At 71.4% G+C, this 25,217-nt stretch carries 22 protein-coding genes; 12 read left to right on the top strand and 10 right to left on the bottom strand.

The genetic code is table 11. The annotated features are described in order from the left end of the window. Positions 1-642 precede the first annotated feature (642 nt). Positions 643-3,759 carry a discoidin domain-containing protein gene (locus G401_RS0112405; protein WP_157545628.1) on the bottom strand — a complete coding sequence of 1,039 codons (3,117 nt, stop codon included), beginning with the start codon at positions 3,757-3,759 and terminating at the stop codon, positions 643-645. 270 nt (positions 3,760-4,029) lie between these two features. Here G401_RS0112405 and G401_RS0112400 point away from each other — a divergent pair, with 270 nt between their 5' ends. Further along, positions 4,030-4,797 carry a metallophosphoesterase family protein gene (locus tag G401_RS0112400; RefSeq protein ID WP_027342762.1) on the top strand — a complete coding sequence of 256 codons (768 nt, stop codon included), beginning with the start codon at positions 4,030-4,032 and terminating at the stop codon, positions 4,795-4,797. Between the two features lie 152 nt (positions 4,798-4,949). Here the strand turns inward: G401_RS0112400 and G401_RS0112395 are convergent, their stop codons facing one another. Further along, a complete protein-coding gene (locus G401_RS0112395) occupies positions 4,950-6,461 on the bottom strand; it encodes an MFS transporter (protein WP_027342761.1) in 1,512 nt (503 codons plus the stop codon). Positions 6,462-6,570: 109 nt separating this feature from the next. Between G401_RS0112395 and G401_RS0112390 the strand changes: the two genes are divergently transcribed. Further along, entirely contained in the window at positions 6,571-7,032 is a 462-nt protein-coding gene (locus G401_RS0112390) for a MarR family winged helix-turn-helix transcriptional regulator (RefSeq protein WP_027342760.1), read from the top strand. On the opposite strand, the gene G401_RS45205 is transcribed toward G401_RS0112390, so the two are convergent. Beyond that, positions 7,029-7,439 carry a globin domain-containing protein gene (locus G401_RS45205; RefSeq protein WP_051366541.1) on the bottom strand — a complete coding sequence of 137 codons (411 nt, stop codon included), beginning with the start codon at positions 7,437-7,439 and terminating at the stop codon, positions 7,029-7,031. The genes G401_RS0112390 and G401_RS45205 overlap by 4 nt on opposite strands. Beyond that, positions 7,436-10,039, bottom strand: coding sequence for a helix-turn-helix transcriptional regulator (locus G401_RS55750; protein WP_051366540.1), 2,604 nt, complete (start codon positions 10,037-10,039; stop codon positions 7,436-7,438). The genes G401_RS45205 and G401_RS55750 overlap by 4 nt, the downstream gene beginning before the upstream one ends. A gap of 159 nt (positions 10,040-10,198) precedes the next feature. Between G401_RS55750 and G401_RS0112375 the strand changes: the two genes are divergently transcribed. Further along, positions 10,199-12,202 (top strand): peptidoglycan DD-metalloendopeptidase family protein, encoded by a 2,004-nt coding sequence (locus G401_RS0112375; RefSeq protein WP_169734176.1) that lies wholly within the window; start codon positions 10,199-10,201, stop codon positions 12,200-12,202. On the opposite strand, the gene G401_RS45200 is transcribed toward G401_RS0112375, so the two are convergent. Then, the gene (locus G401_RS45200; RefSeq protein ID WP_064741741.1) at positions 12,151-13,326 is read right to left on the bottom strand and encodes an FAD-dependent monooxygenase; all 1,176 of its coding nucleotides are present in this window, start codon (positions 13,324-13,326) and stop codon (positions 12,151-12,153) included. The genes G401_RS0112375 and G401_RS45200 overlap by 52 nt on opposite strands. Positions 13,327-13,416: 90 nt before the next feature. On the opposite strand from G401_RS45200, the gene G401_RS0112365 reads away from it, so the two are divergent. Beyond that, on the top strand, positions 13,417-14,022 hold the full coding sequence (locus tag G401_RS0112365) for a TetR/AcrR family transcriptional regulator (protein ID WP_027342757.1): 606 nt from the start codon (positions 13,417-13,419) through the stop codon (positions 14,020-14,022). A 7-nt stretch (positions 14,023-14,029) separates the two neighbouring features. Here the strand turns inward: G401_RS0112365 and glsA are convergent, their stop codons facing one another. Next, the gene (gene glsA, locus G401_RS45195; RefSeq protein WP_051366539.1) at positions 14,030-15,442 is read right to left on the bottom strand and encodes a glutaminase A; all 1,413 of its coding nucleotides are present in this window, start codon (positions 15,440-15,442) and stop codon (positions 14,030-14,032) included. 184 nt (positions 15,443-15,626) lie between these two features. Here glsA and G401_RS0112355 point away from each other — a divergent pair, with 184 nt between their 5' ends. The 3 genes from G401_RS0112355 (at position 15,627) to G401_RS0112345 (ending at position 17,688) form a co-directional block, all read left to right on the top strand. Then, positions 15,627-16,118 (top strand): hypothetical protein, encoded by a 492-nt coding sequence (locus G401_RS0112355; RefSeq protein WP_027342756.1) that lies wholly within the window; start codon positions 15,627-15,629, stop codon positions 16,116-16,118. Positions 16,119-16,131: 13 nt separating this feature from the next. Beyond that, positions 16,132-16,554 carry a GNAT family N-acetyltransferase gene (locus G401_RS0112350; protein ID WP_027342755.1) on the top strand — a complete coding sequence of 141 codons (423 nt, stop codon included), beginning with the start codon at positions 16,132-16,134 and terminating at the stop codon, positions 16,552-16,554. A gap of 129 nt (positions 16,555-16,683) precedes the next feature. Beyond that, positions 16,684-17,688 carry a hypothetical protein gene (locus G401_RS0112345; RefSeq protein ID WP_027342754.1) on the top strand — a complete coding sequence of 335 codons (1,005 nt, stop codon included), beginning with the start codon at positions 16,684-16,686 and terminating at the stop codon, positions 17,686-17,688. A 33-nt stretch (positions 17,689-17,721) separates the two neighbouring features. Here G401_RS0112345 and G401_RS45190 read toward each other — a convergent pair whose 3' ends face one another. The 4 genes from G401_RS45190 to G401_RS0112325 form a co-directional block, all read right to left on the bottom strand. Next, positions 17,722-17,982 (bottom strand): CBU_0592 family membrane protein, encoded by a 261-nt coding sequence (locus G401_RS45190; protein ID WP_034591481.1) that lies wholly within the window; start codon positions 17,980-17,982, stop codon positions 17,722-17,724. Positions 17,983-18,066: 84 nt separating this feature from the next. After that, positions 18,067-19,305 carry an RNA polymerase sigma factor gene (locus G401_RS0112335; protein WP_027342753.1) on the bottom strand — a complete coding sequence of 413 codons (1,239 nt, stop codon included), beginning with the start codon at positions 19,303-19,305 and terminating at the stop codon, positions 18,067-18,069. 156 nt (positions 19,306-19,461) lie between these two features. Beyond that, the gene (locus G401_RS0112330) at positions 19,462-19,845 is read right to left on the bottom strand and encodes a YciI family protein (protein ID WP_027342752.1); all 384 of its coding nucleotides are present in this window, start codon (positions 19,843-19,845) and stop codon (positions 19,462-19,464) included. A 52-nt stretch (positions 19,846-19,897) separates the two neighbouring features. After that, positions 19,898-20,539: a DUF998 domain-containing protein gene (locus G401_RS0112325; RefSeq protein WP_027342751.1), complete on the bottom strand. Its 642-nt coding sequence runs from the start codon at positions 20,537-20,539 to the stop codon at positions 19,898-19,900. A 130-nt stretch (positions 20,540-20,669) separates the two neighbouring features. Here G401_RS0112325 and G401_RS0112320 point away from each other — a divergent pair, with 130 nt between their 5' ends. The 5 genes from G401_RS0112320 (at position 20,670) to G401_RS57625 (ending at position 24,782) form a co-directional block, all read left to right on the top strand. Continuing rightward, positions 20,670-21,455, top strand: a complete 786-nt coding sequence (locus tag G401_RS0112320; RefSeq protein WP_027342750.1) for a DNA-formamidopyrimidine glycosylase family protein — start codon at positions 20,670-20,672, stop codon at positions 21,453-21,455. A gap of 5 nt (positions 21,456-21,460) precedes the next feature. Beyond that, the gene (locus G401_RS0112315) at positions 21,461-22,087 is read left to right on the top strand and encodes an MgtC/SapB family protein (RefSeq protein ID WP_034591295.1); all 627 of its coding nucleotides are present in this window, start codon (positions 21,461-21,463) and stop codon (positions 22,085-22,087) included. 38 nt (positions 22,088-22,125) lie between these two features. Continuing rightward, positions 22,126-23,286, top strand: a complete 1,161-nt coding sequence (locus G401_RS0112310) for an MFS transporter (protein WP_034591293.1) — start codon at positions 22,126-22,128, stop codon at positions 23,284-23,286. A 66-nt stretch (positions 23,287-23,352) separates the two neighbouring features. Beyond that, positions 23,353-23,796, top strand: a complete 444-nt coding sequence (locus G401_RS57630; protein WP_157545624.1) for a hypothetical protein — start codon at positions 23,353-23,355, stop codon at positions 23,794-23,796. A 53-nt stretch (positions 23,797-23,849) separates the two neighbouring features. Then, entirely contained in the window at positions 23,850-24,782 is a 933-nt protein-coding gene (locus tag G401_RS57625) for a cation diffusion facilitator family transporter (RefSeq protein ID WP_051366538.1), read from the top strand. The last annotated feature ends 435 nt before the right edge of the window (positions 24,783-25,217 follow it).

Genomic DNA, 25,217 nt, shown 5'->3' with positions numbered 1-25,217 from the left:
CCTAGAGCGACATCTCGGCCGTAGTGGATCGAGGGTACGTGCCCGAAAACTACATCCCAGCCGCGAACGATCACCGCCCAGTCGATCCGCCCAGCCGCCATATCGGACAGTCGCGACAAAGCCAAGACCGGCCAGGGTCGGACGGCGGACCTGATCTTCAGAGCAGCCGACTCCTCAGAGCGATCGACTCGTCAGCGCACTCGGCCCTTCATAGTGGTCGGCCCTTCAGGGCAGTCGGCCCTTCAGGGCGGTCGACTCTTCTAGGCGGTCGACTCTTCAGCGCAGTCGGCCTTCAGAGCGGTCGACGATCTTGCGCGAATGTTCGGGCATTTCAGGTGTTCCGGACGAAATTCGGGGCATTCGCGCAAGATCGTCGGACGGTGGGGGTGCAAGTCGGACAGTCGCGACAAAGGGCGGGGGCGCAGGGGTGAGGGCGCGGGTGCAGGGGTGAGGGCGGGGGTGCAGGGGTGAGACGGTGACTGGGCGGCGGTGATGGATGCGTCGCCCCACTCAGCTGGCAGGGAGGCCCCGTCACGGCATGTGACGGGGCCTCCCGGTCTCCCGCGCGAGGAGCGGAGGTGAGATCGACGAACCCGGGACAAGATCCTAAAAAAGATCTTGATCAAGGGTTCGAAGAGCCCCTCACCAGCTGGTCAGGCCGGATCCGTACTGGTAGAGCGGGTTGCCGTAGGTCGGCGGGACCGTCTGGCCCGCGTCGATCTTGGCGCGGATGTCTGCCCGCTGGGCCGCGGTCGCACCGAGGTCGTAGGGCAGGTCCCAGTTCTCGACGGCGTCGGCCAGGACGTCGGTGCCGCCCGGCTTCAGCACGTCGCTGAGGTTGCGCGGCAGCTGCCAGGGCAGGTGGCCGCGCGGCGTGTAGTCGCCGAAGAGCAGGCTGGCCAGGGCCGGGCCGAGCTCCTCGCCGCCGCGGTAGTTGACCACGATGGCGTCGGCGATGTCGTTCCATTCGGTGATCACGTACGGGCGGGCCATCGTCAGGGCGACGACGACTTTGATGCCCTGGTTGTGCAGGTTCTGGATGATGGCCAGCTGGTCGGCCGGCAGGTAGGGCTGCTCTTTCACCCAGGAGGTGGCGTGCGTGTAGGACGGTTCGCCGACGGCCACGATCGCGACCTTCGGGTTCGGGCCGCTGTCGGAGTAGACGTTCACTCCGGCGGTGGCCGCCCTCGCCTTGATTCCGTCGAGGATGTCCAGCGAGCCGTACTCCTGGTGGAAGTAGCTCGTCCAGATGCAGCACGACAGCGGGTCGGTCGCCCGCGGACCGGCCACGATCATGTTGTCGCCGGCGTTCAGCCGCAGTGGGAGGACACCGTTGTTCTTGAGCAGGGTCAGCGACTCCCGTTCCGCCTGGTTCACCAGCTGCGCGTACGCGGGCTGGTGGAAGCGGTAGGGACCGTTGACCGGGTCGCCGTAGGGGTTCTCGAACACGCCGAGACGGAACTTGAGGTTCAGGATCCGCTTGACCGCGTCGTCGATCCGGGCTGCCGGTACGGCCGCCGTGAACTGCGCGATGGTGAAGCCGGCCGCGCCCGGGTCGGCGCCGCCCATCACGTCGGAGCCCGCCTTGGCCGCGCTGATCCACGGGTCGCCCGAGGGCAGCCAGTCGGTCGTGATCATGCCGGTGTACCCGAGGTTGTTGCGCAGGTACGCGAGGATCGGCGCGCTGTTGCCGGCACCGGGGCCGCCCGGATCGAGGAAGGAGCTGCCGGCGTACCCGGGCATGATGTTGACCGCGCCGGCGTCCATCGCGGCCCGGAACGGGATCATGTGGTACTTGATCGTCACGGCGTCGTAGGTGATGCCCGCTTCGCCGCCGGCCCCCTCGCCGGGCCAGTGCTTGACCGTGGCCAGCACCGACTTCGGGTTGAGCTCCGGGCCGCCCTGCAGACCGGAGACCAGCGCCCGGACCTGTGCGGCGGCGACGTCGGCGTTCTCGCCGTTGCCTTCCTGGATGCGGGGGTAGAGCACCTTCGTGCCGACCTCCGCCAGCGGTCCGAGGACGCCGCGCGTACCGACCTCGAGTTCTTCCTTGCGCTGCATGTCGCCGAGCTTGTAGTCCAGGGCGTAGTCCTTGCCGGCCGCGAGCGCGCTCTGGGTCGGCCAGGTCGTCTTGTAGCCGTGGATCGTGTCGCCCGCCGAGACGAACGGGATGCCGAGCCGGCTGGCGGAGTTCGCCAGCAGGAAGTTGTTCAGGTCGGCTGCCTCGGCCGGGCCGAAGTGCCAGCCCGCCTGCGGGTACGTCTGGGCGTTGTAGAACATCTGGTACGCCTTCTCGTCCGCCGTCATCCGGCCGAGCAGGTCGTTCACGCGGGTGTCGATGGGGTTGTGCCAGTCCTCGTACGGCTCGATGGTGCCGTCCTTGTTGGCGTCCCGCATGCCGTTGATGATGTTCACCCCGTCCGCGACGGTCTCGACGACCGGCACGTAGAGGCTGAACCTGCGGATGTTCGAGGTGCTCGTGCCGGAGCCGAGGACCGCGGTGACGTACCACTTGTAGGTCCAGCGATCGGAGATGTCCCAGGTCGGCGTGTAGCTCGTCCCGGTCACCTCGGCGACCTTGGTGTAGAGGTCGAGCAGGCTGCCCGACTGGGTGAAGTCGTAGTCGGTGCGGCTGACGTTCAGCCAGACCTGGTATTTGGTCGCGCCGCCGACGGCGGCCCAGGAGAACACCGGGCGCCGGGTGTTGGTGACCATCGCGTTGTCGGCCGGCGCCGAGAGCGCGAACTGCCCGGTGGTGGCGGGCGCCTTGGTCGGACCGGACAGCAGCGGCGGGGTGACGACCGAGCTGTCGACGTTGCCGAACACCTGGAACTCCCACAGCGAGTACCCGTAGCCGGTGGCCCGGGCCGTGCCGTAGAAGCGTACGTAGCGGCCGCTGCCGTTCACGTTCAGCGTCTCGATGCCGCCGTGCCCGGTCGTCGTCGTGTAGATCGTGTTCCAGGCGACGCCGTCGGTCGAGGCGTCGATGTGATAACCCGTCCCGTACGCGTTCTCCCAGTTGAGCACGATCTTGCTGAACGTCGCCGGCCCGCCGAGGTCGACGATCATCCACTGCGGATCGGTGAACTGACTCGACCAGCGGGTGTTCGTACGCCCGTCGAGGGCGGCCGCCGGCGCGTTGCCACCCTCCCAGGAGGACGCCGTGACCTGCTTGTACTGCGAGATCGGCGTATCCGACGGAGGCTGCGTCGAGCCGGACGGCGAGGGCGAGGCCGACGGCGACGGGTTGGTGCCGCCGATGGTCCCGTAGATCTTGAACTCCCACAGCGAGTAGCCCCACTGCGTGGCCCGGGCCGTGCCGTACATGCGCACGTAGCGGCCGTTGCCGGCGATGTTCAAGGTCTGCGTGCCGCCGGTGCTGGTGGTGGTCGAGTAGATGTTCGTCCAGTTCGTGCCGTCGTTCGACGTCTGGATCTGGTACGCGGTCGCGTACGCGGTCTCCCACTGCAGGACGACCTGGTCGATCGCGGCCGCGGCGCCGAGGTCGACCTGCAGCCACTGCGGGTCGGCGAAGGCGCTCGACCAGCGCGTGCCGTCGTTGCCGTCGACCGCGTTCACGGCCGGGGCGCCGCCGTTCTCGACGGACGAGGCGGTGGCCGTCTTGCCCTGTGAGATCAGCGGGCCGGCCGCGTGCGCCGCCCCCACGGCGACGACGACGTACGCCACCAGCGTGAGGACGGACGCGATGACCACGGCGGGGAGCAATCGCCGGGGTAGGTGATGGGTTCTGGAGGACATGGGCGACTCCTGTGGGTGGGCGGGCAACCGGCCGGGGCGGGCCGGTTGGAGAGCGCTCTCCCACCGGACAGGGTCATGGAAATCATTGAATTCGTCAACCCCCGTCCGCCCTCCAGGACCGCCGAGATCCGGTTTGGATCAGGGAAATCACCCGAATCAAGGCCCAAGATTCGGGTGATTTCCCTGATCCAAACCGGATCATGGGGGCGACCCAGCGGGGTCTTGGGGCGGCTCATAGGGCGGGCGGCGGCGGGGTGACAGAATCGGCGTGTGACGACCACCCGACTTGGTCCCGTCCGGCGCGTCGCCGCTCTGGCGGACGTGCACGGCAATGTCCCGGCACTGCTCGCGGTGCTCACCGACGTGGCGGCGGTCGGGGTCGACCTCGTCGTGTTCCCCGGCGACGTGACCTGGGGGCCGGAGCCGCAGACGACCGTCGACATCATCCAGGACCTCGGCCGCAAGGCGGTGTGCGTACGCGGGAACGCCGACCGGGCCGTCCTCGAACTGGCTTCCGGCGAGCGGGAGCACACCCGGCCGCGGGATTCGTGGATGCCGGGGCGGCATTCGGCGGCGGCGCTGGAGTTCCTGGCCACGTTCCCGTTCTCGGTCGTGGTCGAGATCGAGGGCCTCGGCCCCGTACGCTTCTGCCACGGCTCGCCCCGCAAGGACACCGAATTGGTGACTCCGCAGACGCCGGCGGACCGGTTCGCGGAGCTGTGCGAGGGCATCGACGAGCAGGTTCTCGTCACCGGGCACACGCATCTGCAGTTCGACCGGATGGTCGCCGGGCGGCGCAGCGTCAACCCGGGCAGCGTCGGCCTGCCGTACCACACGGGCGAGCCGGGGACGGCGTACTGGGCGCTGCTCGGGCCGGACGTGGAACTGCGCCAGACCCGGTACGACGTCGACGAGGCGGTCGAGCGCTGCCGGGTGACCGGGGACCCGAGCGGGGACACCATCGTCCGCTACCTGCTGACCCCGCCCACTCCGGACGAGATCATCGCCGACGCCGAAACCAAGATCTTCTCCGACTGACGCCTGGCCGACGCCCGGTCGACGCCCGGTCGACGCCGACGCACGACGGACGCCGGGCCGATGCCGGCGCCCGGTCGACGCCGACGCCCCGTGGACGCCGACGCGCGGCTGACGGCCGGCCGCCGACCAGGGGGCGACCGGCCGAACCGTCGTCAGTGGACGGCTGCGGGCTCCTCGACCGCGGCGACGACCGCCGGTGCCGGGGCCGGTTTCAGCGCCACGGCCAGCAGCAGCGCGCCGGCCAGGGCCGCGCCCGCGGTCCAGAGCGCCGCGACGTGGTACGAGCGCAGGAACGCCGCGTCCGCCGCGGCCAGCAGGCCCGAGTCGTGCGTCACGGCGGCCAGGTGCCGGGCGTGCTCGGCGGACACCCGGGCCGCCTCGGGCCAGGCCGCCATCGCGTGCCGGTACACAATGGACATCACCGTGCCGACCAGCGCGATGCCGAGTACGCTGCCCGTCTGGCGGACGGTGTTGCTGACGGCCGAGCCCGCCCCCATCCGGTCGAGGGGCAGCGTACCGAGGACGACGGTGGTCACCGGGGCGATCACCATGCCGATGCCGAGGCCCTGCACCAGCATCATGATCTCCAGCCAGGCGATCGGCGTCGACGTGTCCACGAGCGACCACAGCGCCATCACCAGCCCGGTCACGCCCAGCGCGACCGAGGTGACGACGCGGGCGGCGTACCGGCGGACGAGGACGTTCGCGATCGGGGCACCGATCATCACGCCGGCCGCGCCCGGCAGCCCGAGCAGTCCGGCCTGCAGCGGCGTGTAGCCGCGCGCACCCTGGAGGTAGAAGACCGAGACGAACGAGATCGCGGTCATCGCCAGGAACAGCAGCGCCTGCGCCGCGGTGCCGCCGCCGAACACCCGCCCCGCGAGCAGCCGCGGGTCGAAGCTCGGCGTCGCCTTGCGCAGTTCCACCAGCACGAACAAGCCCAGCAGGGCCAGCCCGGCCAGGCCCGTCCCCCAGACCTCGGCGCCCGTCCAGGCCGCCAGTTGTCCCGCTCTGATCAGCGAGTACGCGAGCAGCCCCAGACCGGAGACGGACAGCACGAGCCCGATCAGGTCGAGCCGCCGCGCCGCCGGTACGCGGAACTCCGGCACCAGCAGCCCGATGCCGATCAGTCCGAAGAGGACGATCGGGGCGTTGACGAGGAACACCGACCCCCACCAGAACGAGCCGAGCAGGGCGCCGGACAGGACCGGCCCGGCGGCCACCCCGAGCCCGGCGGCCGAGGAGAAGGCGGCGAACGCCCCGGCCCGCTCCGCGCCGGGGAAGGTCCAGGCGACCGCGGCCATGGTGGCGGGCATGATCATGGCGCTGCCCGCCCCCATCACCGAGCGCGCCGCGACGAGCTCGGCCGGGCTGTGCGCGTACGCGGCCCAGCAGGAGGCGGCACCGAAGACGGCCAGCCCGGCGAGCAGTACGCGGCGGTGGCCGAACCGGTCGCCGAGCGCCCCGGCGGTGAACATGAGCGTCGCGAACACCAGCGTGTACGCGCCCACCGCCCATTGCAGTTCGGCCGGGGTGGCGCCGAGGCCGCGTACGGGGTCGGCCAGGGTCTCCAGGGCGTTGCCCAGGATGGTGTTGTCGATCCAGATCAGGAGTTGGGAGACGACGAGGACGCCGAGTACGAGGCGTCGACGGGTTCGGGACATCACAGACCCTCACGGTGATCAGGCGGGTAAGGTTGACAGGTACCTGACAAGCTTCAGCGTGGCAGATTGTCAGGTACCTGTCAATCACGGGGGCCGCATGATGGACGCCATGGGTACGTACGACGAATCCGGCTCCCTGGCGTTCCTCGTCCGCAAGACGTGGCTGGCCCTGCGGGCGGCCCTGAACGCCGAGCTCAAGGCGTACGGGCTGTCGACACCGCAGTACGCGACGCTCATGATCCTCGCCGACGACCCCGGCCAGTCGAACTCGGACGTGGCCCGGATCGTCGCCACCACCCGGCAGTCCGCCAACGAGATGCTGGCCAACCTCGAACGCGACGGGCTCATCGAACGGCGGCCGCACCCGAACGACCGGCGTACGCATCAGCTGTTCCTCACCGGGCCCGGCCGCAAGCGGCTGGACGAGGCGAAGGTGGCGGTCTCCCGGCGGGAGGCGGAGGTCGAGGCGGACTTCAGCCCCGAGCAGCAAGCGATGATCCGGACCTGGCTCGTCGGTGTGGCCGGCGCCTGCCGCGAGGCGCCCGACGCGACGCCCCCGGTGGAACGCTAGATACCGGCCGCCCGCATCATCATCGCCTCGGCCACCATGTCGTACGCGCCGCGCCAGGCGACCTCGTGCGCGGGCGTCCACTCGGCCGCCAGCAGCTGCTCGAAGGCTCCCACCAGCGCGTCCCCGGCCACCCGGTAGTGCTCGGTACGCACGCCGTAGCCGACGTGCCGCCCGCCGAGATGCCCGGCCCGGCGCAGGAACGTGCCGATGTCCTCGACCGCGCCGACGATGACCTCCAGCTCGTCGACGAACTTCGCCTGCAGCGTGCTCAGGTCGTCGGGGAACATCGGCCGCAGCCCCGGCTCGTCGCGGAAGAGGTTGGCGTAGAAGGCGTCGGCCAGCTCGCCGCGGCGCGCGTGGACCGCCCGCATCGTGCCGCGTACGAGCGCGACCTGATCAGGGGTCATGACGCCGCTTCCCTTCGTCCGACGATGCCCGACAGTTCGGCCCGGCTCGTGACGCCCAGTTTCGTGTAGATGTTCTGCAGATGGTTGCTCACCGTACGCACCGACAGGAACAGCTGCTCGGCGATCTGCTTGCTGGTGAGCCCGCGCAGCACCAGATCGGCGATCTCCCGTTCCCGGCCCGACAGCGGCGTACGCCCACCGGCCGCGATCAGGCCCGGCGTCGTCGCGCCCTGGCAGCGGCGGAGCAGCTCGTCGGCCTCGGCGGCGCAGGCGGTGGCGGATCTGCGCCGCCCATCGTCCTCATAGGACGCGGCCGCGACGGTCAGCACCTCGGCCGCGATCAGATCGGCGCCCAGCTCGGCGAACCGGCGGCCCGCGGCGGCCAGCCCGTCCGCGTCCCGGGCGGCGACCGCGACGGCGTGCTCCGCGCGTACACCCGCCAGTGGCCCTTGAACCTGGGCGCAGGCGGCGATCAGCTCGGCGCTGACGTCGTCGCCGAGACGCAGGGCGTCGTGCAGCAGGTCGGTCGCGGCGTTGAGGCGGCCGCGGCGCGCGCACTCGGCGGCGGCCGTCCGCAGGGTCTCGCGGGCCTGGGTGTGCCGCCCCCCGGCGGCGTGCGCCCAGGCGATCGCACGCTGCGGCTCGGCGCTGAAGGTGATGTGCCCGGCCAGCGCGATCAGCTCGGCGAGCAGCGGGTCCTCGGGGTCGAGGGCGTTGCGGACGGCGAGCGCGCGCACGAGTCCCGACAGCGCCATGGGCATCGCGCTGCGCAGGCTGGTGGCGCGGGCGTGGGCGAGGGTCTCGCGGAAGAAGCGCTCGGCGGTGGTGACCCGGCCGCGGGCGAGCGCGACCGCGCCCAGCCGGCCGGGGAACCAGCAGATCAGCGCCTCGACTCCGTCGGTGACGGTGAGGTCCATGCCGCGCGTGGCGGCCAGTTCGGCGTCGTCGAGCCGGCCCTGGCGCAGCAGCGCGTCGGCCAGGGTGAGCAGGTGGGTCGCCGGGTGCGAGATGACGGTCCTGTCCTCGGTCGACAGATGCAGCCGGAATCCCTGCTCGGCCGCGGCCTCGGCCGCCACCACCCGGCCGGAGTCGGCCAGTATGGCGGCGCTGGCCCGGTGCCAGAGCACCTGCGTCTCGGCGGACTCGCCGTCCGGAGCGGTGCCGGGAAAGTCGGCCACGGCGATCGGTCCCTCGATCGCGTTGGCCACCAGTGCCCGCACGGCGCGCAGACCGGCGGTCTCCTCGGCGACCCCGGCCAGCGCGGCGCGGGCGGCCCCGGCGTCGCCCAGCCCGAACAGCAGGTTCATCGCCCGGGACAGGGCCAGCGGCACGGGCGCGCCGGGACCGCCCGCCTCCGCGAGGACGGCCTCCGCCTCGGCGAAGCGCGCCTGCTCGTGGAGGGCCTCGGCGAGCAGGAGGCCCGCCTCCGGGTGCGGCCCGTTGCGCAGCACCGCCTCGGCCAACCGCTCGGTACGCGGCAGGTCGTGCGTGAACCGGGCCAGCCGGGCGGCCCGCAGCAGCAGATCGGGGTCGGCCGTGCCGCTCGCGTCCAGGCGCCACGACGCGAGCCGGAGCGGATCGCCGCGCCGCCGGGCACCGTGCGCCTCGATCCGTTCGGCCTGGGCCAGCAGCATCGACCGGGCCCGCAGCCGCGGCACGGACTGCTGGAGGGTCTGGGCGTGCAGCGGATGCGCGAGCTGGATCTCCTGCCGCCGCCCGTCCGCGCGTACCACGATGAGGCCCTGCGCCTCCAGCTCGGTGAGCGTCGCGACACTCGCGTACGCGAGCACGTCCTCGACGGCCAGCGGCGCGCAGAGGGCCAGCAGTTCGAGGGCCGCCCGGTGCTCGGCGGTCAGGCTGCCCAGCCGGCGCTCGACGAGTTCGGTCAGCCCGGCGCTGTTCGACGGCATCCGGGTCAGCCGCCAGACCTCGCCGTCGTCCACAAGCGACCCGTCCTGCTGCCCCGCGAGGACCAGCTCCCGCAGGTAGAGCACGTTGCCCTGACTCGACTCCCAGAGCGCCTGCACGGCCGCCGCCGCGACGGGACGGCCCAAAGCGAAGTGCAGCAACGTTTCCACACTGCGGCGGGTCAGGCGTTCGAGGTTCACGCGGACCGCCCGGCCGTCGCGCCAGCGGGAATCGATCGCGTCCGGCATCAGCCGCTCGTGCCGCTGGGTCGCCACCACGAACACCGAGCCGTCGGCCAGCAGGAAGGACAGCAGCGCCAGGGAGACCGAGTCCAGCAGGTCGATGTCGTCCACCGCCAGGACGACCCGGCGGCCCTCCTCGCCGACCGGCAGGCGACGGCGTACCGCCTCGAACAGGGCGTAGGGGTCGGCGAAGTCGGCGTCGTCGGGCAGCAGCGGAGCCAGCGCCGACAGCGGGACCGCCCCGGCGCTCGCGGTCGCCGTCACGCGTACGGTGGCGTGGCCGGCGGCCTCGGCGAATGCCAGGCACTCCTGCGCCAGCCGGCTCTTGCCGACGCCCGCCTCACCGGTCAGCAGCAACGCGTCCAGCCGCCGGTCGCGCAGCGCGTCGCCGAACTGTTCCAGTTCCCCATGGCGGCCCACGAACGGCCAGCCGAGCGCGGTAGTGGCCACCGCACCTCCCCCTGTACTCGTGGGTGCAGTCTCACTCTCCGATGGCGACGGTGGTATCGGGCACTTGGTTGATCGGGTTTTGAGTACCCGTTGCTCAGGTCCGCGGCGGCCGGCGCTGGTGTGCTGGTGCGGACCGACAACGAGCCCCGGGAGTCTATGATGGACCGTCGCAGCATCCTCTTCACCGCCGCCGCCGTGGCCGGCGCGACCGCCCTCGGTGTCACCGCGCGCCCGCGGGCCGCCAACGCGGGCGCCGCCACCCCGATCGACCTCGACGTCCAGCCGCTGGAGGCGGGCGACGTCCGCTACGACCTCACCACGCCACCGCAGGCCGGCGGCAACGAGGAGATCCGCGTGGTCCTGCGGTTGCGCATGAAGAACACCGGCGCCGCGCCGGTCCGGGTGACCGGCATCGAGTACAGCTTCCCGGGCGTGGGCCTGCCGGCACTGTCGATGCCGAACTTCCCGTCGATCATGGGTAACAACGGCGTCGTCGCCGCCGGCGAGACCCGCTTCTTCAGCAACGGCCACGTCAAGGTCAACGGCAACGTCGTCGACACCCAGCTCCGCCTGGGCACACCGGCCCCGCCGCAGATCCGCGTACGCGTCTTCGTCGACGGGTACGCCCAGCCGGAGACCCAGACCTACGACCTGGCGCCCTACGGGACGGGCCACCGCATGCCGATCTTCGGAGCCGACCTGGCCCCGGGCGAGCTGCTGTACGCCCCGGCCGACCACTGGGCGAACGGCAGCTCGCAGGGTGAGCAGCTGTGGGCGCACGACATCGACGTGAAGCGCTGGGACGGCGGCCATTGGACGAACCTGCGCCCCGGCACGAAGGGCGATGCCAACGCCGACTACCTGATCTGGGGCAAGCCGGTACGCGCCGTCGCCGACAGCACCCTCGTCGACAAGATCCCGGGCGACGGCGGCATGCCCGACAACCCGGCGCCCGGCGCGCTGCCCGCGAAGACACCGAGTCCGACGCAGGGCAACTACGTGATCCTCTCGACCGACGCGGACGACACCTACGTGCTCTACACGCACATGCGGCAGCACTCGATCCGGATCGGCGTCGACGACAACTACAACACCGTCCCCGTCCACGTCCGCAAGGGCGACATCATCGGGTACATCGGGTCATCCGGCAACGCCGCCGCCCCGCACATCCATCTCGAAGCGCACTCGTTCGCGGCCGTGGACGACAACTTCGTTCCCCGGCCCTGGCTGTTCGACGAGGCCTGGGTGCTGGAGATCGGGGCGGCGAGCCCGTGGAACCCCGAGTCCGGCAAGTGGGTCCCGGCGGGCACCCGCGGCCTGCCCCACGCCGAGATGCTGATCTGGCCGGACACGCGGCAGCCCGGCTGGTGGCCGCCGCACTGGGCGGAGATCTACCTGCAGAGCGTTCCGGCGGCCGGCTACCAGACCGAGTTCGACAAGGTCACGCAGTCCGGCTACCGGCCGGTGTTCGTGGACGCGTACGAGGACGACGAGGACGTCTTCTTCAACACGGTCTTCCGGTGGAGCACCGGCGGCCAGTGGGACGCCCGGCACGGCATGTCGCTGACCGAGTTCACCGCGGCCGTCGCCGACCACCGGGAGACCGGCTGGCTGCTGACCAACGTCACGACCTACATCGACGGCACCGTCTCCGGCGGCGTCGCGTACGCGGCGATCTGGGACCGGCGGACGAAGGCGAGCCCCGCGCAGGAGGTCCGGATCGACGTCGGTGCCGCGGTACACGATGCGACGGACAAGGACCTCCGGAGCAAGGGTTACCACCCGGTCAACGTGTCGATCGTGGCTCCGGGCGGGGTTCCGCAGTTCACCTCCTTCTACAACCTGGAGAACGTCGGGACCGTCGATGCCCGGCCGTGGCTGTCCGAGGCCGAGTTCCAGGCCGCGTACACAGCGGACGCGCAGGCCGGGCTGAACCTGACCTACTTCACGGCCTGCCAGGTCAAGGACGGGTACGCGATCTCCGCGATCTGGTCGCAGAGCGCACCCGGCCACGGCCCGACGTCGGCCAAGGACGGTCTCGACGCCGACGCGTTCCTGGGCGAGGTCGACGGGCACGTCGCCGACGGCTGGCTGACCCGGGCCGTCGGCGCCTACGCCGTGGACGGCAAGCCCAGATTCGGCGGCGCCTGGCGGAAGCCCTGAGCGGCGCGGTCAGGCGGGGTCACCTCGGGCAGCTCGCCGAGGTCGTAGCTGTACAGCCAGGCGGTGGCGCGCTCGAGGAAGCGGGGCACCATCACCGGCATCACGAGGTCGCGGAGGCGGCGGGCCAGCGGGCCGGCCACCTTCGCGTCCTTGTTGCGTTCGGCGGTCCTGACCATCTGGGCCACGCGCGGCCGGCGGGCCGCCTCGAAACCGGCCAAGGCGTCCGCGATGGACGGTGCGGCGGCCAGGCGCTGGGCCAGGACGACGGCGTCCTCGATGGCCATCGAAGCGCCCTGCCCGGCCCCGACGGGATGAGCGGCGTCGCCCACCAGCAGCACGTTCCCCCGCGACCACGCCCGGGCCCCTGGCAGGACGTGCATCAGGGTCGGGCGGGCGAACCCTTGCGCCGCTTGGAGAACGGCCGACGGGACGGCCTCGCGCCGGAACAGATGCCGCAGCGTGTCGAGCGTGACGCCGTCCAGATCGGGCTCAGCCGGGCTCGCCACCTGCGCCGACCACCAGACTGTTCCGTCCGCGGCGCGTAAGTGGATGAAGCCGCCCGCGCGGGCGAAGGTCAGCGCGAAGACGTCCGGCTCGACGCCGGCCACCGCCGGGGCGACACCCGAGACCGTGTAGAGGCCGGCGTACCGGGGGTCAGGGGCAGCCGGGTCGACGAACCGGCGGGCCACCGACCAGAGGCCGTCCGCGCCGAGGACGAGATCCGCGTCCAGGCCGCCGACGTCCGTGATCCGCTCGCCCGTCCTGATCCGGGCACCCGCCGCCCGGGCCGCGTTCCGCAGGCACTCGACCAGGTGCGCGCGGAGCAGCGTCACGCTGTGCAGGTCGTCGCCGGCCGCCCGGCCGCGCGGCACGTCGCCGAGCAGGCGGCCGGTCGTCGAGTACATCCGCTGGCGGGCGATGGCGGTGCCGGATCGGCGTACCTCGTCGAGGACGCCGAGGGCCCGCAGACCGCGCAGCCCGTTCGCCGCCACGCTGACGAACGAGCCGACCGGGCCGGCCGGGTCCGGATAGGCCTCGTGGACGTCGACCTCGGCCCCGATCCGGCGCAGTGCCACCGCCGTCGCCGACCCGGCCACTCCCCCGCCGATGATCGCCACCCGCATGCCGTCCCTCCAAAGTTAGTGAATCACAATTCAGTGAATCTGGATTCAGTATTGATTGCCCTAGGGTGGGACGTCAAGGGAGGTGGGCGGATGGGCGTACGCGAGGCGAAAGCCGCCGAGACGCAGAAGGCGCTGAAGGCGGCGGCCCGCCGGCTGTTCGCCGAGCGCGGCTACCTGAACACGAAGATCACCGACATCACCACCGCCGCCGGCCGCTCCGCGGGCTCCTTCTACGACCACTTCACCGGCAAGGACGAGCTGCTCGCGGCCCTGATGAAGGACATCGACGAGCAGGCCGACGCGGCGCTGCCCGCCTTCACGCACCCGCGCGAGCACGACCTCACCGACCGCGTACACCTGCGCGAGCACGTCGCCCTGACCTGGCGGCTCTACCGCGAGAACCTCGCGGTCGTCGTCGCGCAGACGCAGTCGGTCATGACCGCCGATCTCGGCGCCGGCCGCGCCTGGCGCTCGCTCGCCGACGGCACCGAGATCCTCCGCGACCATCTCGAAGACCTGCGGGCCAAAGGCCACCGGCTGCCCGGCGACCCCGCGCTCGTCGCGGCCGCCATGGGCGCCATGCAGTCCATGCTCGCGTACGCGCTGCTGACGGCCGGATCGGCGTACCGCGACGACGAAGTCGTGGACACGCTGACCGATCTGCTCCTGCACGGGCTGGCCGGCCCGGCGGCCTGAACCGGGCTCAGTGGCGGCGGCGTTTCTGCTGCCGGGTCTTCCGGGCGTTCCGGGCGGGTTTCGTCGGCGGCGTGTCCTCCAACGGCGGCGCCGACGGGTTCAGGACCTGGTCCTCGCACCAGACGAGCGCCTCGTCCAGGGCCGGGAAGCGAACCTGGGCGGCGTGGATGAGGCCCCGGTCGTGGCCGTCGACCACCACGGTCACGATCCCCAGCCCGGTCAGCCGGTCGGTCAGCGTGACCAGCAACCGCAGGGCCACCGGGTGCAGGCTCGTCACCCGGCCCAGGTCCAGCACCAGCCAGCGCGCCTCGGTCAGGCCGGCGGCGAGCGTGCGTACCAGCGATTCGGCCGCCGTGAACTCGATGTCGCCCTGCAGGCCCCGGATCACCACCGCCCGTCCCGCATCGCGGATGGTCGCCCACTGCTTCGCCGTACGCTCGGCGCTCGACCGCATGCCGCGCAGTGTCCGTCGCAGGTAGACGGCGCTGGCCGTGCGTACGACGGGGCGCATGACGTGCAGGCCGAACCGCGCGGACAGCTCCTCGCACGCGGCGATCCCCCGTACGCTGTTGCCGCGCGCGTCGAGGGGCGGGCTGAAGACGCCGATGCCGAGCTGGGCCGGCAGAGCCGCCGCGATGCCGCCGCTGACCCCGCTCTTGGCCGGCAGGCCGACCCGCAGCAGCCATTCGCCGGCGAAGTCGTACATGCCGCAGGTGGCCATGACCGTGAGCACGTGGGCGGCGGTGTCCCGGTCGACGACGGTCTCGCCGGTGAGCGGCTGGATGCCGCCGTTGGCCAGCGTCACGCTCATCAGCGCGAGGTCCTGGGCGCTGACCAGCACCGAGCACTGCTGGAAGTACGCCGCCAACGCTTCGTCCACCTCGGACTGGAGCGCGCCCGCGTTGCGCATCAGGTACGCGAGCGCCCGGTTGCGGTCGCCGGTCTCCTGTTCGGAGGCGTACACGACCGGGTCATGGACGAGGGGCCGCCCGGCGAACGCGGACAGGCCGCCGAGGATCCGGTCGAAGCCGCCCTTGACCAGGGAGGTCGTCAGAATCGCGCCGGCGTTGACCATCGGATTCGCGGGCCGGCCGGTGCCCGGCTCCAGGCTGATCGCGTTGAACGATTCGCCGCTCGGCTCCACGCCCACCCGCGTCAGCACCTCGTCGAGGCCGCGGTCGGCGAGGGCCAGCGCGTACACGAACGGTTTCGAGACCGACTGGATCGTGAACTCGCGGTCGCACTCGCCGTAGGAGTAGACGTGCCCGTCGATCGTGGCGAGCGCGAGGCCGAACCAGCCGGGGTCGGCGCCCGTCAGCTCCGGGATGTAGGTCGCCACCTCGCCGTCCGAGACCGTGAGGATGCCGTCGTAAAGGACCTGCAGGAGTTCCGGAATCGGATTCGCCCCGCTGGTGTCCACGCCGTCTCCCCGCTGCTCGGCCGGCCGCTCCCACCAGGGCGACCGCTCGTACGCGTGCGACGGTAACCCGGGCTTTCATCCCCATTGTCCGCAAAAGCCCGGACACCCGGGCGGTTTCCGGGTGATCCCCCGAGAGGATTGAGCTGAACGGACAGGGCAAGCGGGCATCTCTAGGATGTCCCCCATGCCTCGACCGACCCGGCTCCTCCTGCCCGTGCCGCTGCTCGCCGCCGTCCTCGTCACCGGCGCCTGCTCGGCCGACAGCCCGCCCCCGGCGTGGAAGGCGGCGCCCACGTGGGCGGCCACGACGGACGCCAGCCCGGTCGGCACCGGCGGCGAGACCGGAACCCGGCCCGGCCACGGCACCGTGGACATCACGATCAGCGGTACGCTCACCGCCCACCTCACCGGCGCGACCGCCCAGTGCCACGTCCAGGGCGAGGGCTTCACGAGTACCGACGCGCGGGCGACCGGCGAGGGCGGCGTACGCCTGCAGGTGTCCCGGCAGGCCGCGAAGGGCCCGTTCACGGTCGCCCTGACCGGCGGGGACGGCAAGACGTGGAAGGCCTCGACGGTCGAGGGTGTGGCGATCATGGGCGGCCGGGTGAGTCTCGACGCCGACCTGAAGGCGGGCCGGGACACGGTCCACGCCACCGGCGCCTTCACCTGCCAGTGACGGGCATCCGCCGGTGACGGGCATCCGCCGGGCAGCACCGGCCGATCTCGACGAACTCCTCGTGCTCATCGAGGAGTTCTGCACGGTCGACGAGCACGACTTCGACCCCGCCCGCATCGTCCCCGCGCTGCGCCCCCTGCTCGACGGGGACGAGTACGGCCAGGTGTGGCTGGGCGAGGCCGCGTACGCGGTGGTCACGTGGGGCTGGAGTCTCGAATCGGGCGGCCGGGAGGCGCTCCTCGACGAGATCTACGTACGCGACCGCGGGCGGGGCATCGGGGCGGCCCTGCTCGCGAGGGTTCTCGCCGAGGCGGCGAAGGCCGGCGCGCTGCGGCTGTTCCTCGAAACCGAGTCGGCCAACGCCCGCGTACGCGGCTTCTACGCCCGCCACGGTTTCGCCGCCGAGGACTCGATCTGGATGTCCACCGATCTTTAGTCCTGCGAGGAACGCATGGACACTACATGTTGTAGGGGATTCGCCCGGCGGCCATCCGCCGGACAGCGCCCGGCCACCCCGGACCGCTGAGGTCGCACAAGACCATTCCCATCTTGTGCGGAGGCTTCCATGCGTCACAGCTTCCTCGCCACCGCGGCCTCCATCGCCGCGACCGGCGTACTGGCGATCACTCCGGCGTCCGCGGCACCCGCCGGTGAACACGGCGACGACGCCGGCGACGGCGGGCGCTACGAGATCGCACTGATCGGCGACATGCCCTACGGCGACACGGGCCGGGCCCAGTACCCGGCCGTCATCGCCGCGATCAATGCCGCCCACGTGCGCTTCACGGCCTTCGACGGCGACATCAAGAACGGCAAGGAGCGCTGCGACCAGCCGCTCTACGACCTCGCCGCGAGCGAGTTCGCGATGTACCGCCGGCCGGTCGTGTACGTGCCGGGCGACAACGAGTGGACCGACTGCGACCGGCCGAGCAACGGCTCCTACGACCCGAACGAGCGGCTCGCCCTCGTCCGGCGCATGTTCGCCACCGGACCCACCTCACTCGGACAGCGCGGCCTGCGGTTGGAGCGGCAGTCGGCGGCGTACCCGGAGAACGTCCGGTGGGACTCCGGCGACGTGTTCTACATCGGAGTGAACGTCCCGGGCAGCGACGACAACGCACCCCAGTTCGACGCCACCGGCAAGCAGATCGACGGCGACCAGGCCGAGTACGCCGCCCGCAACGAGGCCGTCCTCGCCTGGCTGTCCGACTCGTTCGCGCGGGCGCAGGCTCGGCACGCCCGGGCGATCATGGTGGTCCTCCAGGCCGACATGTGGTCCACGGCGGACCCGACGCAGCACTTCGCCGACACCAAGGCGGCGCTGGCCCGGCTGACGGTCGCGTACTCCGGCCAGGTCGTGCTGGTCAACGGGGACAGTCACACGTTCATCGTCGACAAGCCGCTCACCGACGCGGCCGGCAACGTCATCGAGAACTTCACCCGCGTACAGACCTTCGGATCGGCTCAGAACCACTGGGTCAGCGCCACGATCGACCCCGCCGACCCGAACGTCTTCACGTTCCGGCCGCACGTCATCGCCGCCAACGTTCCGGCGTACACCCTGCCGTAGCCGAGGATCCGGCCGTGGACCGCGACGCGCGGTTCACGGCCGGGCGGCCGGCTCGCGGCGCCGGCTGAGCAGCCTGATCAGCGACAGCCCGGAGACGATCGCCCAGGTGCCCTCCAGCAGGAGGAACCCCCAGGACGCCGAACCGGCCGCGATGACGGCCAGCACCGCCGAGCCGGCGAGGTTGAGCGTCAGGTAGACGCGGGATTTCGGGTCGAGCCGGCCGGCCTGGGAGGCGGCGAAGGCGACGAGGATGAGCAGCGAGCCGAGGATCTCGACGACGTCCAGCAGAGTCATGGCATCCGTGCGCGCCGTCTTCGCCGTCCGGGTACGGTCACGCTCTCGTCCGGGGCGTACGCGGACCGGCGTCGCCGCCATCGATCATAGGTCGGCGCCGGCCCCGGCCGAAGCCCTGGAGAGGAAGATCTCCCGTTCCGCCCCGTTGCGCGTCAGCTCGGCCGCCAGCCGGAACGCCGCCCGCGCCTCGTCGTGCCGGCCGAGGCGGGCGAGCAGGTCTCCGCGTACGGCGGGCAGGAGCGCGTAGCCGTCGAGGGTCACGCCGTCGAGGAGCGCGAGGCCGGCGGCCGGCCCTTCGGCCATGCCCACCGCGACCGCCTGATTCAAGGTCACGACCGGCGACGGCGACACCGAGGCGAGCACCTGGTAGATCGCGGCGATCTCGGGCCAGTCCGTCTCGTCCGCGGTCGCCGCCCGGGCATGGCAGGCCGCGATCGCCGCCTGCAGCACGTACGGCCCGAACGCCCCGCCCAGCTCCTGCGCCCGCTCCAGGGCGGCGAGACCGCGCCGGATCAGCAGCCGGTCCCACAGGCGCCGGTCCTGATCGGGCAGCAGGACGGGCGCGCCGTCGGGGGCCGTGCGGGCCCGCGTACGGGAAGCCTGCAGTTCCATGAGCGCCACCAGGCCGTGCACCTCGGGCTCCGCCGGCAGCAGGCCCACGAGCACGCGGCCCAGGCGCAGCGCCTCCGCGCCGAGCGCCGGGCGCATCCAGTCGTCACCCGCGGTGGCGGCATATCCCTCATTGAAGATCAGATATGTCACCTCCAGCACCGAGGGCAGTCGCTCCTTCGTCTCCACCTCCCCGAGTACGCCGATCGCCGCCAGCGTCTTCTTGCCCCGGGAGATCCGTTGCCCGGCGGTCGCCTCGGAGATGAGCAGCGCCCGGGCGATCTCGGCCGTGGACAGCCCGCCCAGCAGCCGTAACGTCAACGCGACCCGGGTCTCGGTGGTGAGCTGCGGATGGCAGGCCATGAAGATCAGCCGGAGCAGGTCGTCCTCGATCCGGCCGTCGAGGCGCTGCGCCCACTCGTCCTCGTCGTCGACCGCCTCGACCTGATCACGCCCGATCTCGGCGAGCTTGGCCGCGTACGCGCCGCGCCGGCGGAGGGCGTCGACGGCCCGATGCTTGGCCGTGGAGGTCAGCCATCCCGCCGGATTCGCCGGTACGCCGTCCGCCGGCCACCGTTCCAGCGCGACGACGAGTGCGTCCTGGGTGAGCTCCTCGGCCAGCCCGACATCGCCGACCAGCCGGGTGAGGGTGGCGATGATCTTCGGCGCCTCGATCCGCCACACGGCTTCGATCGCCCGCCCGGTCGTGTCCACCCCCCGATTGTGCCCGCGCACCCTGCTTCCCCGTTCGCGCACCCGTGCACGACAGCCAAGATCCCGTTTGGATCAGGGATCGCCCCCGAATCTTGGGCCATGATTCGGGTGATTTCCCTGATCCAAACGGGATCTTGGGGGCGGGGCGGGGGTCGGTCAGAGTTGGGGGGTGCCGTCGGGGCCGAAGTCCTCGGGTCCGAACACCCGCAGCACCTCCGCCTCTCCTTCCCACCCTTCCCACAGGTCGTGGTGGAGGGTGATGAACCGGCTCGTCCACTCGACGGCCTCCTCTTTGGAGCGCACGTCGTACAGGGCGTAGCTGATCATTTCCTTGGCCTCGGCGAACGGGCCGTCGGTGACGCTGAGGCGACCGCCCGCCACACCGACCCGGGCTCCCGCCACGCTCGGGGCGAGCCCCGCCGTGTCGAGCAGGACGCCGGCCTTCGTGGCCTCCTCGCCGAGCTGCATGATCCCTGCCATCAGCTCGCCGGGCGGCGGCGTCGCGGGCTGGGCGGCCTTGAGCAGAACCAGGTAACGCATGATCTTCTCCTTCTGCCGATGTTCGGACTGCTGCTAGGTAGGTGTACGGGGCTCAGGCGTTCTTGTAGAGGTGCCGGGCGACGAGCGCCAGCCAGGTCCATACGATCACGATCGCGAGCGTGAAGGCGATGTTGAGCGCGGCGCTGCCCCCGCCGGACGCCACTCCGGCGAAACCGGCCAGGAAGAGCACGCCGACCGTCCGGGTCGCGATCCGCCAGGCGCCCGCGGGCAGGTGGCGGGCCAGCACGAAGCAGGCGGCGATCATCGCGAGGAACCCGATCCCGGCGGTCACGATGTGCAGGGTTCCGTGCAGGCTCGGCGCCACCGGCGGGCCGTCGGGCGTACCGGCGGGGAAGCCGAGCATCGGGTCGGCCGTGAAGAACCCCGCGCCGACCGCGCCGAGGCCGTAGACCGCGAGCAGCCGGGCACCCCACTTCGACGGGATCGCGCGGCCCACCCCGATCGCGCAGGCGATCACCATCAGCCCGGTGATGATCAGGTTGGCGGACTGGATCCAGCCCCGGGGGCCGGTCTCCAGCAGGCTCCACTCGTGCCGGCTCAGATCGAACCCGGTACGCGTGAACGCCTGCGCCAGCGACACGACGATGTAGAACGGCCCGGCGAGTACGCCGTAGCCGAGCAGGGACCTGGTGATCCGGCTGGCCGGGGTGCACTCGGCGGCGATGGTGGTCATGACGGGCTCCTTCGAGGTCAGGTGGCGCTTACACCTCCTCCTCGAACGGGCGGCCCGGATTTCTACAGCGCCCCCGAACTTTTTCTCAAGATCTTTTAGACCGCGGCCGATCTGCGGGAAGATGGAGGACATGCCCGAGGGAGACACCGTCTGGAATACGGCTCAGGTGCTGGCCAAGGCGCTCACCGGGCAGGTGCTGACCGGTTCGGAGTTCCGCGTGCCGCAGCTGGCGACGGCCGACCTGACCGGGAAGACCGTCGTCGAGTCGGCCTGCCGCGGCAAGCATCTCCTGCTCCGGGTCGACGAGTGGACGCTGCACTCGCACCTGCGCATGGACGGTTCGTGGAAGGTGTACGCGCCCGGCGCCCGCTGGACCGGCGGTCCCGGCCACACCATCCGGGTCGTGCTGCGTACGCGGGACGTCGTGGCGGTGGGCTATCACCTGCACGAGCTGAGCCTTGTGCGTACGCGGGAAGAAGCGAAACTGACCGGCTTCCTCGGACCGGACCTGTGCGCGGACGACTGGGACCCGGCGGAGGCGCGGCGGAGGCTGGCCGCGCAGCCGGACCGGCAGATCGCCGAGGCCCTGCTGGACCAGCGGAACCTCGCGGGGATCGGCAATCTCTACAAGGCGGAGATCCTGTTCATCCGGCGGGTGTGGCCGTGGACGCCGGTACGCGACGTGCCCGACCTGGCGGCGCTGGTCGGTCTGGCCCGGGAGCTGCTGACGGCGAACCTGGGCCGGTGGACGCAGAGCACGACGGGGTCGCTGCGGCGGGGCGAGACGACCTACGTCTACGGCCGCCGGAACCTGCCCTGCCGCCGCTGCGGTACGCCGATCCGCTCGGCCGACCAGGGCGAACGGATCACCTACTGGTGTCCCACCTGCCAACCGGCGCCAGCTGAGCGAGGATGAACCCCATGTGGACCGTGGTGGCTCAGCTGACGGTCGCGGCTTTCCTCGGCGCGGCGATCGGGCTGGAGCGGGAGCTCAACGCGCAGACCGCCGGCCTGCGTACGCACATGCTCGTCTGCCTGGGTGCGGCGCTGTTCACGCTGGCCGGGGTGGGTGTCGGCGGCAGCGACCCGACGCGCATCGCGGCTCAGGTCGTGACCGGCATCGGCTTCCTCGGCGGCGGCGCGATCCTGCGCGACGGCATCACCGTACGCGGTCTGACCACGGCCGCGTCCCTCTGGGTGACCGCGGCGATCGGCCTGGCCGTCGGCCTGAAATGGTGGTTCGCGCCGGTCGCCGCCACGGTCGCGGCGCTGCTCGTGCTGTGGCTGATCAAGCGGATCGAGCAGGAGGTCGTGCCGTCCCGGCGGAGCCTGGAGATCCGGCTGAGCCTCGAACCGGACGCGCCCCTCGACATGGTCGAGCGCGACGCCGTCGCGGTCCTCCGCAAGGCCCGGGTCCTGCAGGTCAGCTACGATGCGACCGGCCAGAGCCTGGTACTCGCGGGGCAGCCGGACGGCGACAGCCTGACCGTCGTCGGCGAGCATCTGCGGTCGCTGCCCGGCGTCCGCGGCGTGGAAATCCGCCGATAGATCTTGTGCTGCGCGGGCGCACGGAGTTGAGTGGGACGATGCCCCGTGAGAGCGCTCCCACGCTGTCCCGCGCCCGCCTCGCCACCGCCCTCGCGTTCCTGCTCTTCGGCACCGCGCTGGGCACCTGGACGGCCCGCATCCCCGCGATCAAGCACAACCTCGGCCTCACCGACGGCCGGCTGAGCCTCGCCCTGCTCGCCTTCGCCGCCGGCGCGATCACCGGCCAGCTGCTGTCCGGCCGGCTCGTCGACCGGCTCGGCAGCGCCACCGTCCTCGTACCGGCCGCGCTGCTGGAGGGGGCCGGGCTCGTCCTGCCGTCGCTCGCCGCCGGCCTCGTGCTGCTCTGCCTCGCCCTCTACGTCTTCGGCACAATCCACGGCCTGCTCAACGTGTCCATGAACGCGAACGCCGTCGAGGTGCAGCAGGCGTACGGGCGGCCGATCATCACGTCCTTCCACGCCGTCTACAGCGTCGGCGGCTTCCTCGGCGCGGCCCTCGGCGGCCTCGCCGCCCACGCCGGTCTCAGTGCCCGCACGACCTTCGTCCTGGTCGGGCTCGGCGTGGCGGCGCTCGCTCTGTGGTCCACCCTGTGGATCCGGCGTACGCCTCCCGTACCGCGCGGATCCGAGCAGCACGGTCGGGTGCCGGGGGTGTTCCTGCTCGGCGTACTCGCCTTCTGCTGCCTGGTCGGCGAGGGGGCCGCGGCCGACTGGAGCAGCGTCTACCTGCGCGACAACCTGCTGTCGTCGGCCGGATTCGCCGCGGCCGCGTACGCCGCCTTCGCGATCTCGATGATGGCGGGCCGGCTCGTGGGCGACCGCCTCGCCACGGACTGGGGCGCGACCACCCTGGTACGCCTCAGCGCCCTGCTCGCCGCGGCCGGACTCGGCCTGGCGCTGCTCATCGCGCGACCGTGGGCCGGAGTAGTCGGCTTCGGCCTGCTCGGGCTGGGTCTCGCGTGCATCGCGCCGCAGGTGTTCTCGGCCGCGGCCAACCGCGACAGCGCCCAGGCCGGCCGTGCGATCGCCACCGTGGCCAGCATGGGGTACGCCGGATTCGTCGTCGGCCCGGTCGTCATCGGGGCAGCCGCCCAGTTCGCCGGCTTGCGGGCGGCGCTCGTCGTGCCGGTGGTCCTGACGGCGTTCGTGGCGGTCGCGGCTCCAGCCCTCCGCACCCGCATCGGTACGCTGACAGCATGAGCGGCGACGCGCGCGAAACTCGACTCAAGGCCGATCCACATGTGCACGACCATGACGGTCATGAACATGATCACGAGGACGACCACGGGCACGACCACGGCGTCGAGCAGGCCGGACGTGATCACGCCGAGCACGGGGACCACGACGGCGCCGGCCACGATCACTCCCATGAGGACGATCACGATGATCACTCCCATGGGGACGGTCATGCCCACGACGAGCACGCGCACGATGAGCACTCGCATGACGAGCACTCCCATGACGAACACTCCCATGACGACCAGTCGCATGATGGGCACTCGCATGAGGATCACGACCATGGCGACCACTCGCACGGCGGTCACGATCACGGGGATCACGGCGATCACGGTCATGCGGACCCCGGTCATGGGGACCACGGTCATGGAAATCACGGGCACGACCATGGGGACCACGGGCACGACCACGGGGACCACGGGCATGACCACGGGGACCACGACCATGAGCACGGCGGGCTCTGGGCGAAGCTGAAGCACCTCGTCGCCCCGCACTCGCACGACTCGCACGACAAGGTCGACTCCGCCATGGAGACGTCCAAGGAGGGAACGCGCGCCCTCTGGATCTCCCTCGCCGTCCTCGGCGTGACCGCGATCCTGCAGGGCGTCGTCGTGGCCTTCTCCGGTTCCGTGGCCCTGCTCGGCGACACCCTGCACAACGTCGCCGACGCGCTGACCGCCGTACCGCTGGGCATCGCGTTCGTCCTCGGCCGGCGCACACCGACGACCCGCTACACGTACGGGTTCGGGCGGGCCGAAGACCTGGCCGGCATCGTCATCGTCGTCTTCATCGCCGGTTCCGCGATCATCGCCGGCTACGAGGCCGTCCAGCGCCTCCTGCACCCGTCCGACGTCTCCTACCTCGGCTTCGTCGCCGTCGCGGCCCTCATCGGGTTCGCGGGCAACGAGCTCGTCGCCCGCTACCGCATCTCGGTCGGCCGCCGGATCGGCTCGGCCGCGCTGGTCGCGGACGGGCTGCATGCGCGTACGGACGGGTTCACGTCGCTGGCCGTGCTCGTCGGCGCGGGCGGTGTGGCCCTCGGCTGGCGGTGGGCCGACCCCGTCGTCGGCCTGCTGATCACGATCGCCATCCTCTTCGTGCTGCGCGACGCCGCCCGCGAGGTCTACCGCCGGCTCATGGACGCCGTCGACCCCGACCTCGTGGCCAAGGCCGGTTCCGTACTCCGCGAGACGCCCGGCGTACAGGCCATCGGCGACGTCCACCTGCGATGGATCGGGCACCAGCTGCGGGCCGAATGCGAGATCTCCGTCGACGGCGGCATCCCGGTCGCCCAGGCGCACACCATCGCCGTCGACGCCGAGCACCGGCTGATGCACGCGATCCCCCGGCTCACCCGCGCGTTCGTGCACGCGGACCCGGTCGGCGACGACCACCACGACGAGCTCGAACACCACCGGGAGAGTACGCACGGCGCGGCCTCGCGTACCGCGCGCCGATGACCGTTGACGGAGACGTGATCACTGTTTTCTTGATCGTTTACGGGCAAGGTGTGATTTCCGGCCCGCATTGCATGATCGTTGACGGTTCTGGAGTGCGCATAGGGCCCTTGGTGGCACCTGGCGCGTAAATGATCATGCAACAGGGGACTGAAATCGCACCTTAGCCGTAAATGATCACGGTGGCAGTGAACGCGTCCCATGGGCCGGATGATCGTTCCCGCATCGCGGGCTGTGGGGGCGGTGGCGCAGGGTTGGGCGTGATCGACTGCGGTGGGGATGTAGAACTCCGCTAAAGCCCAAGATCGAAAACGCCTCGGATGCAGTAACCGGGCCCTGGCTGCACGTCCGCCGCGATCGATCTAGGGCGGGAGCGCAAAATGACATCCCGGCCGTTATCGATCACCAGCTGGCGAGCGTCCGGGGCGGCCGTATCGG

The sequence above is a fragment of the Hamadaea tsunoensis DSM 44101 genome, assembly GCF_000428945.1.
In the GTDB taxonomy this organism is placed as follows: domain Bacteria; phylum Actinomycetota; class Actinomycetes; order Mycobacteriales; family Micromonosporaceae; genus Hamadaea; species Hamadaea tsunoensis.
This window is presented reverse-complemented; position numbering and strand designations above follow the sequence as displayed.

Bases quoted from the DNA above. Each gene is read 5' to 3' on its own strand.
- G401_RS0112310 (WP_034591293.1), top strand. From the start codon at position 22,126: ATGCCCCGTGAGAGCGCTCCCACGCTGTCCCGCGCCCGCCTCGCCACC.
- G401_RS0112330 (WP_027342752.1), bottom strand. From the start codon at position 19,845: ATGCGTTACCTGGTTCTGCTCAAGGCCGCCCAGCCCGCGACGCCGCCG.
- G401_RS57630 (WP_157545624.1), top strand. From the start codon at position 23,353: ATGATCACGAGGACGACCACGGGCACGACCACGGCGTCGAGCAGGCCG.
- G401_RS0112345 (WP_027342754.1), top strand. From the start codon at position 16,684: ATGCGTCACAGCTTCCTCGCCACCGCGGCCTCCATCGCCGCGACCGGC.
- G401_RS0112390 (WP_027342760.1), top strand. From the start codon at position 6,571: ATGGGTACGTACGACGAATCCGGCTCCCTGGCGTTCCTCGTCCGCAAG.
- G401_RS0112315 (WP_034591295.1), top strand. From the start codon at position 21,461: ATGTGGACCGTGGTGGCTCAGCTGACGGTCGCGGCTTTCCTCGGCGCG.
- G401_RS0112365 (WP_027342757.1), top strand. From the start codon at position 13,417: ATGGGCGTACGCGAGGCGAAAGCCGCCGAGACGCAGAAGGCGCTGAAG.
- G401_RS57625 (WP_051366538.1), top strand. From the start codon at position 23,850: ATGGAGACGTCCAAGGAGGGAACGCGCGCCCTCTGGATCTCCCTCGCC.
- G401_RS45205 (WP_051366541.1), bottom strand. From the start codon at position 7,439: ATGACCCCTGATCAGGTCGCGCTCGTACGCGGCACGATGCGGGCGGTC.
- G401_RS0112355 (WP_027342756.1), top strand. From the start codon at position 15,627: ATGCCTCGACCGACCCGGCTCCTCCTGCCCGTGCCGCTGCTCGCCGCC.
- G401_RS45200 (WP_064741741.1), bottom strand. From the start codon at position 13,326: ATGCGGGTGGCGATCATCGGCGGGGGAGTGGCCGGGTCGGCGACGGCG.
- G401_RS45190 (WP_034591481.1), bottom strand. From the start codon at position 17,982: ATGACTCTGCTGGACGTCGTCGAGATCCTCGGCTCGCTGCTCATCCTC.
- G401_RS0112395 (WP_027342761.1), bottom strand. From the start codon at position 6,461: ATGTCCCGAACCCGTCGACGCCTCGTACTCGGCGTCCTCGTCGTCTCC.
- G401_RS0112375 (WP_169734176.1), top strand. From the start codon at position 10,199: ATGGACCGTCGCAGCATCCTCTTCACCGCCGCCGCCGTGGCCGGCGCG.
- G401_RS0112325 (WP_027342751.1), bottom strand. From the start codon at position 20,539: ATGACCACCATCGCCGCCGAGTGCACCCCGGCCAGCCGGATCACCAGG.
- G401_RS0112405 (WP_157545628.1), bottom strand. From the start codon at position 3,759: ATGTCCTCCAGAACCCATCACCTACCCCGGCGATTGCTCCCCGCCGTG.
- G401_RS0112320 (WP_027342750.1), top strand. From the start codon at position 20,670: ATGCCCGAGGGAGACACCGTCTGGAATACGGCTCAGGTGCTGGCCAAG.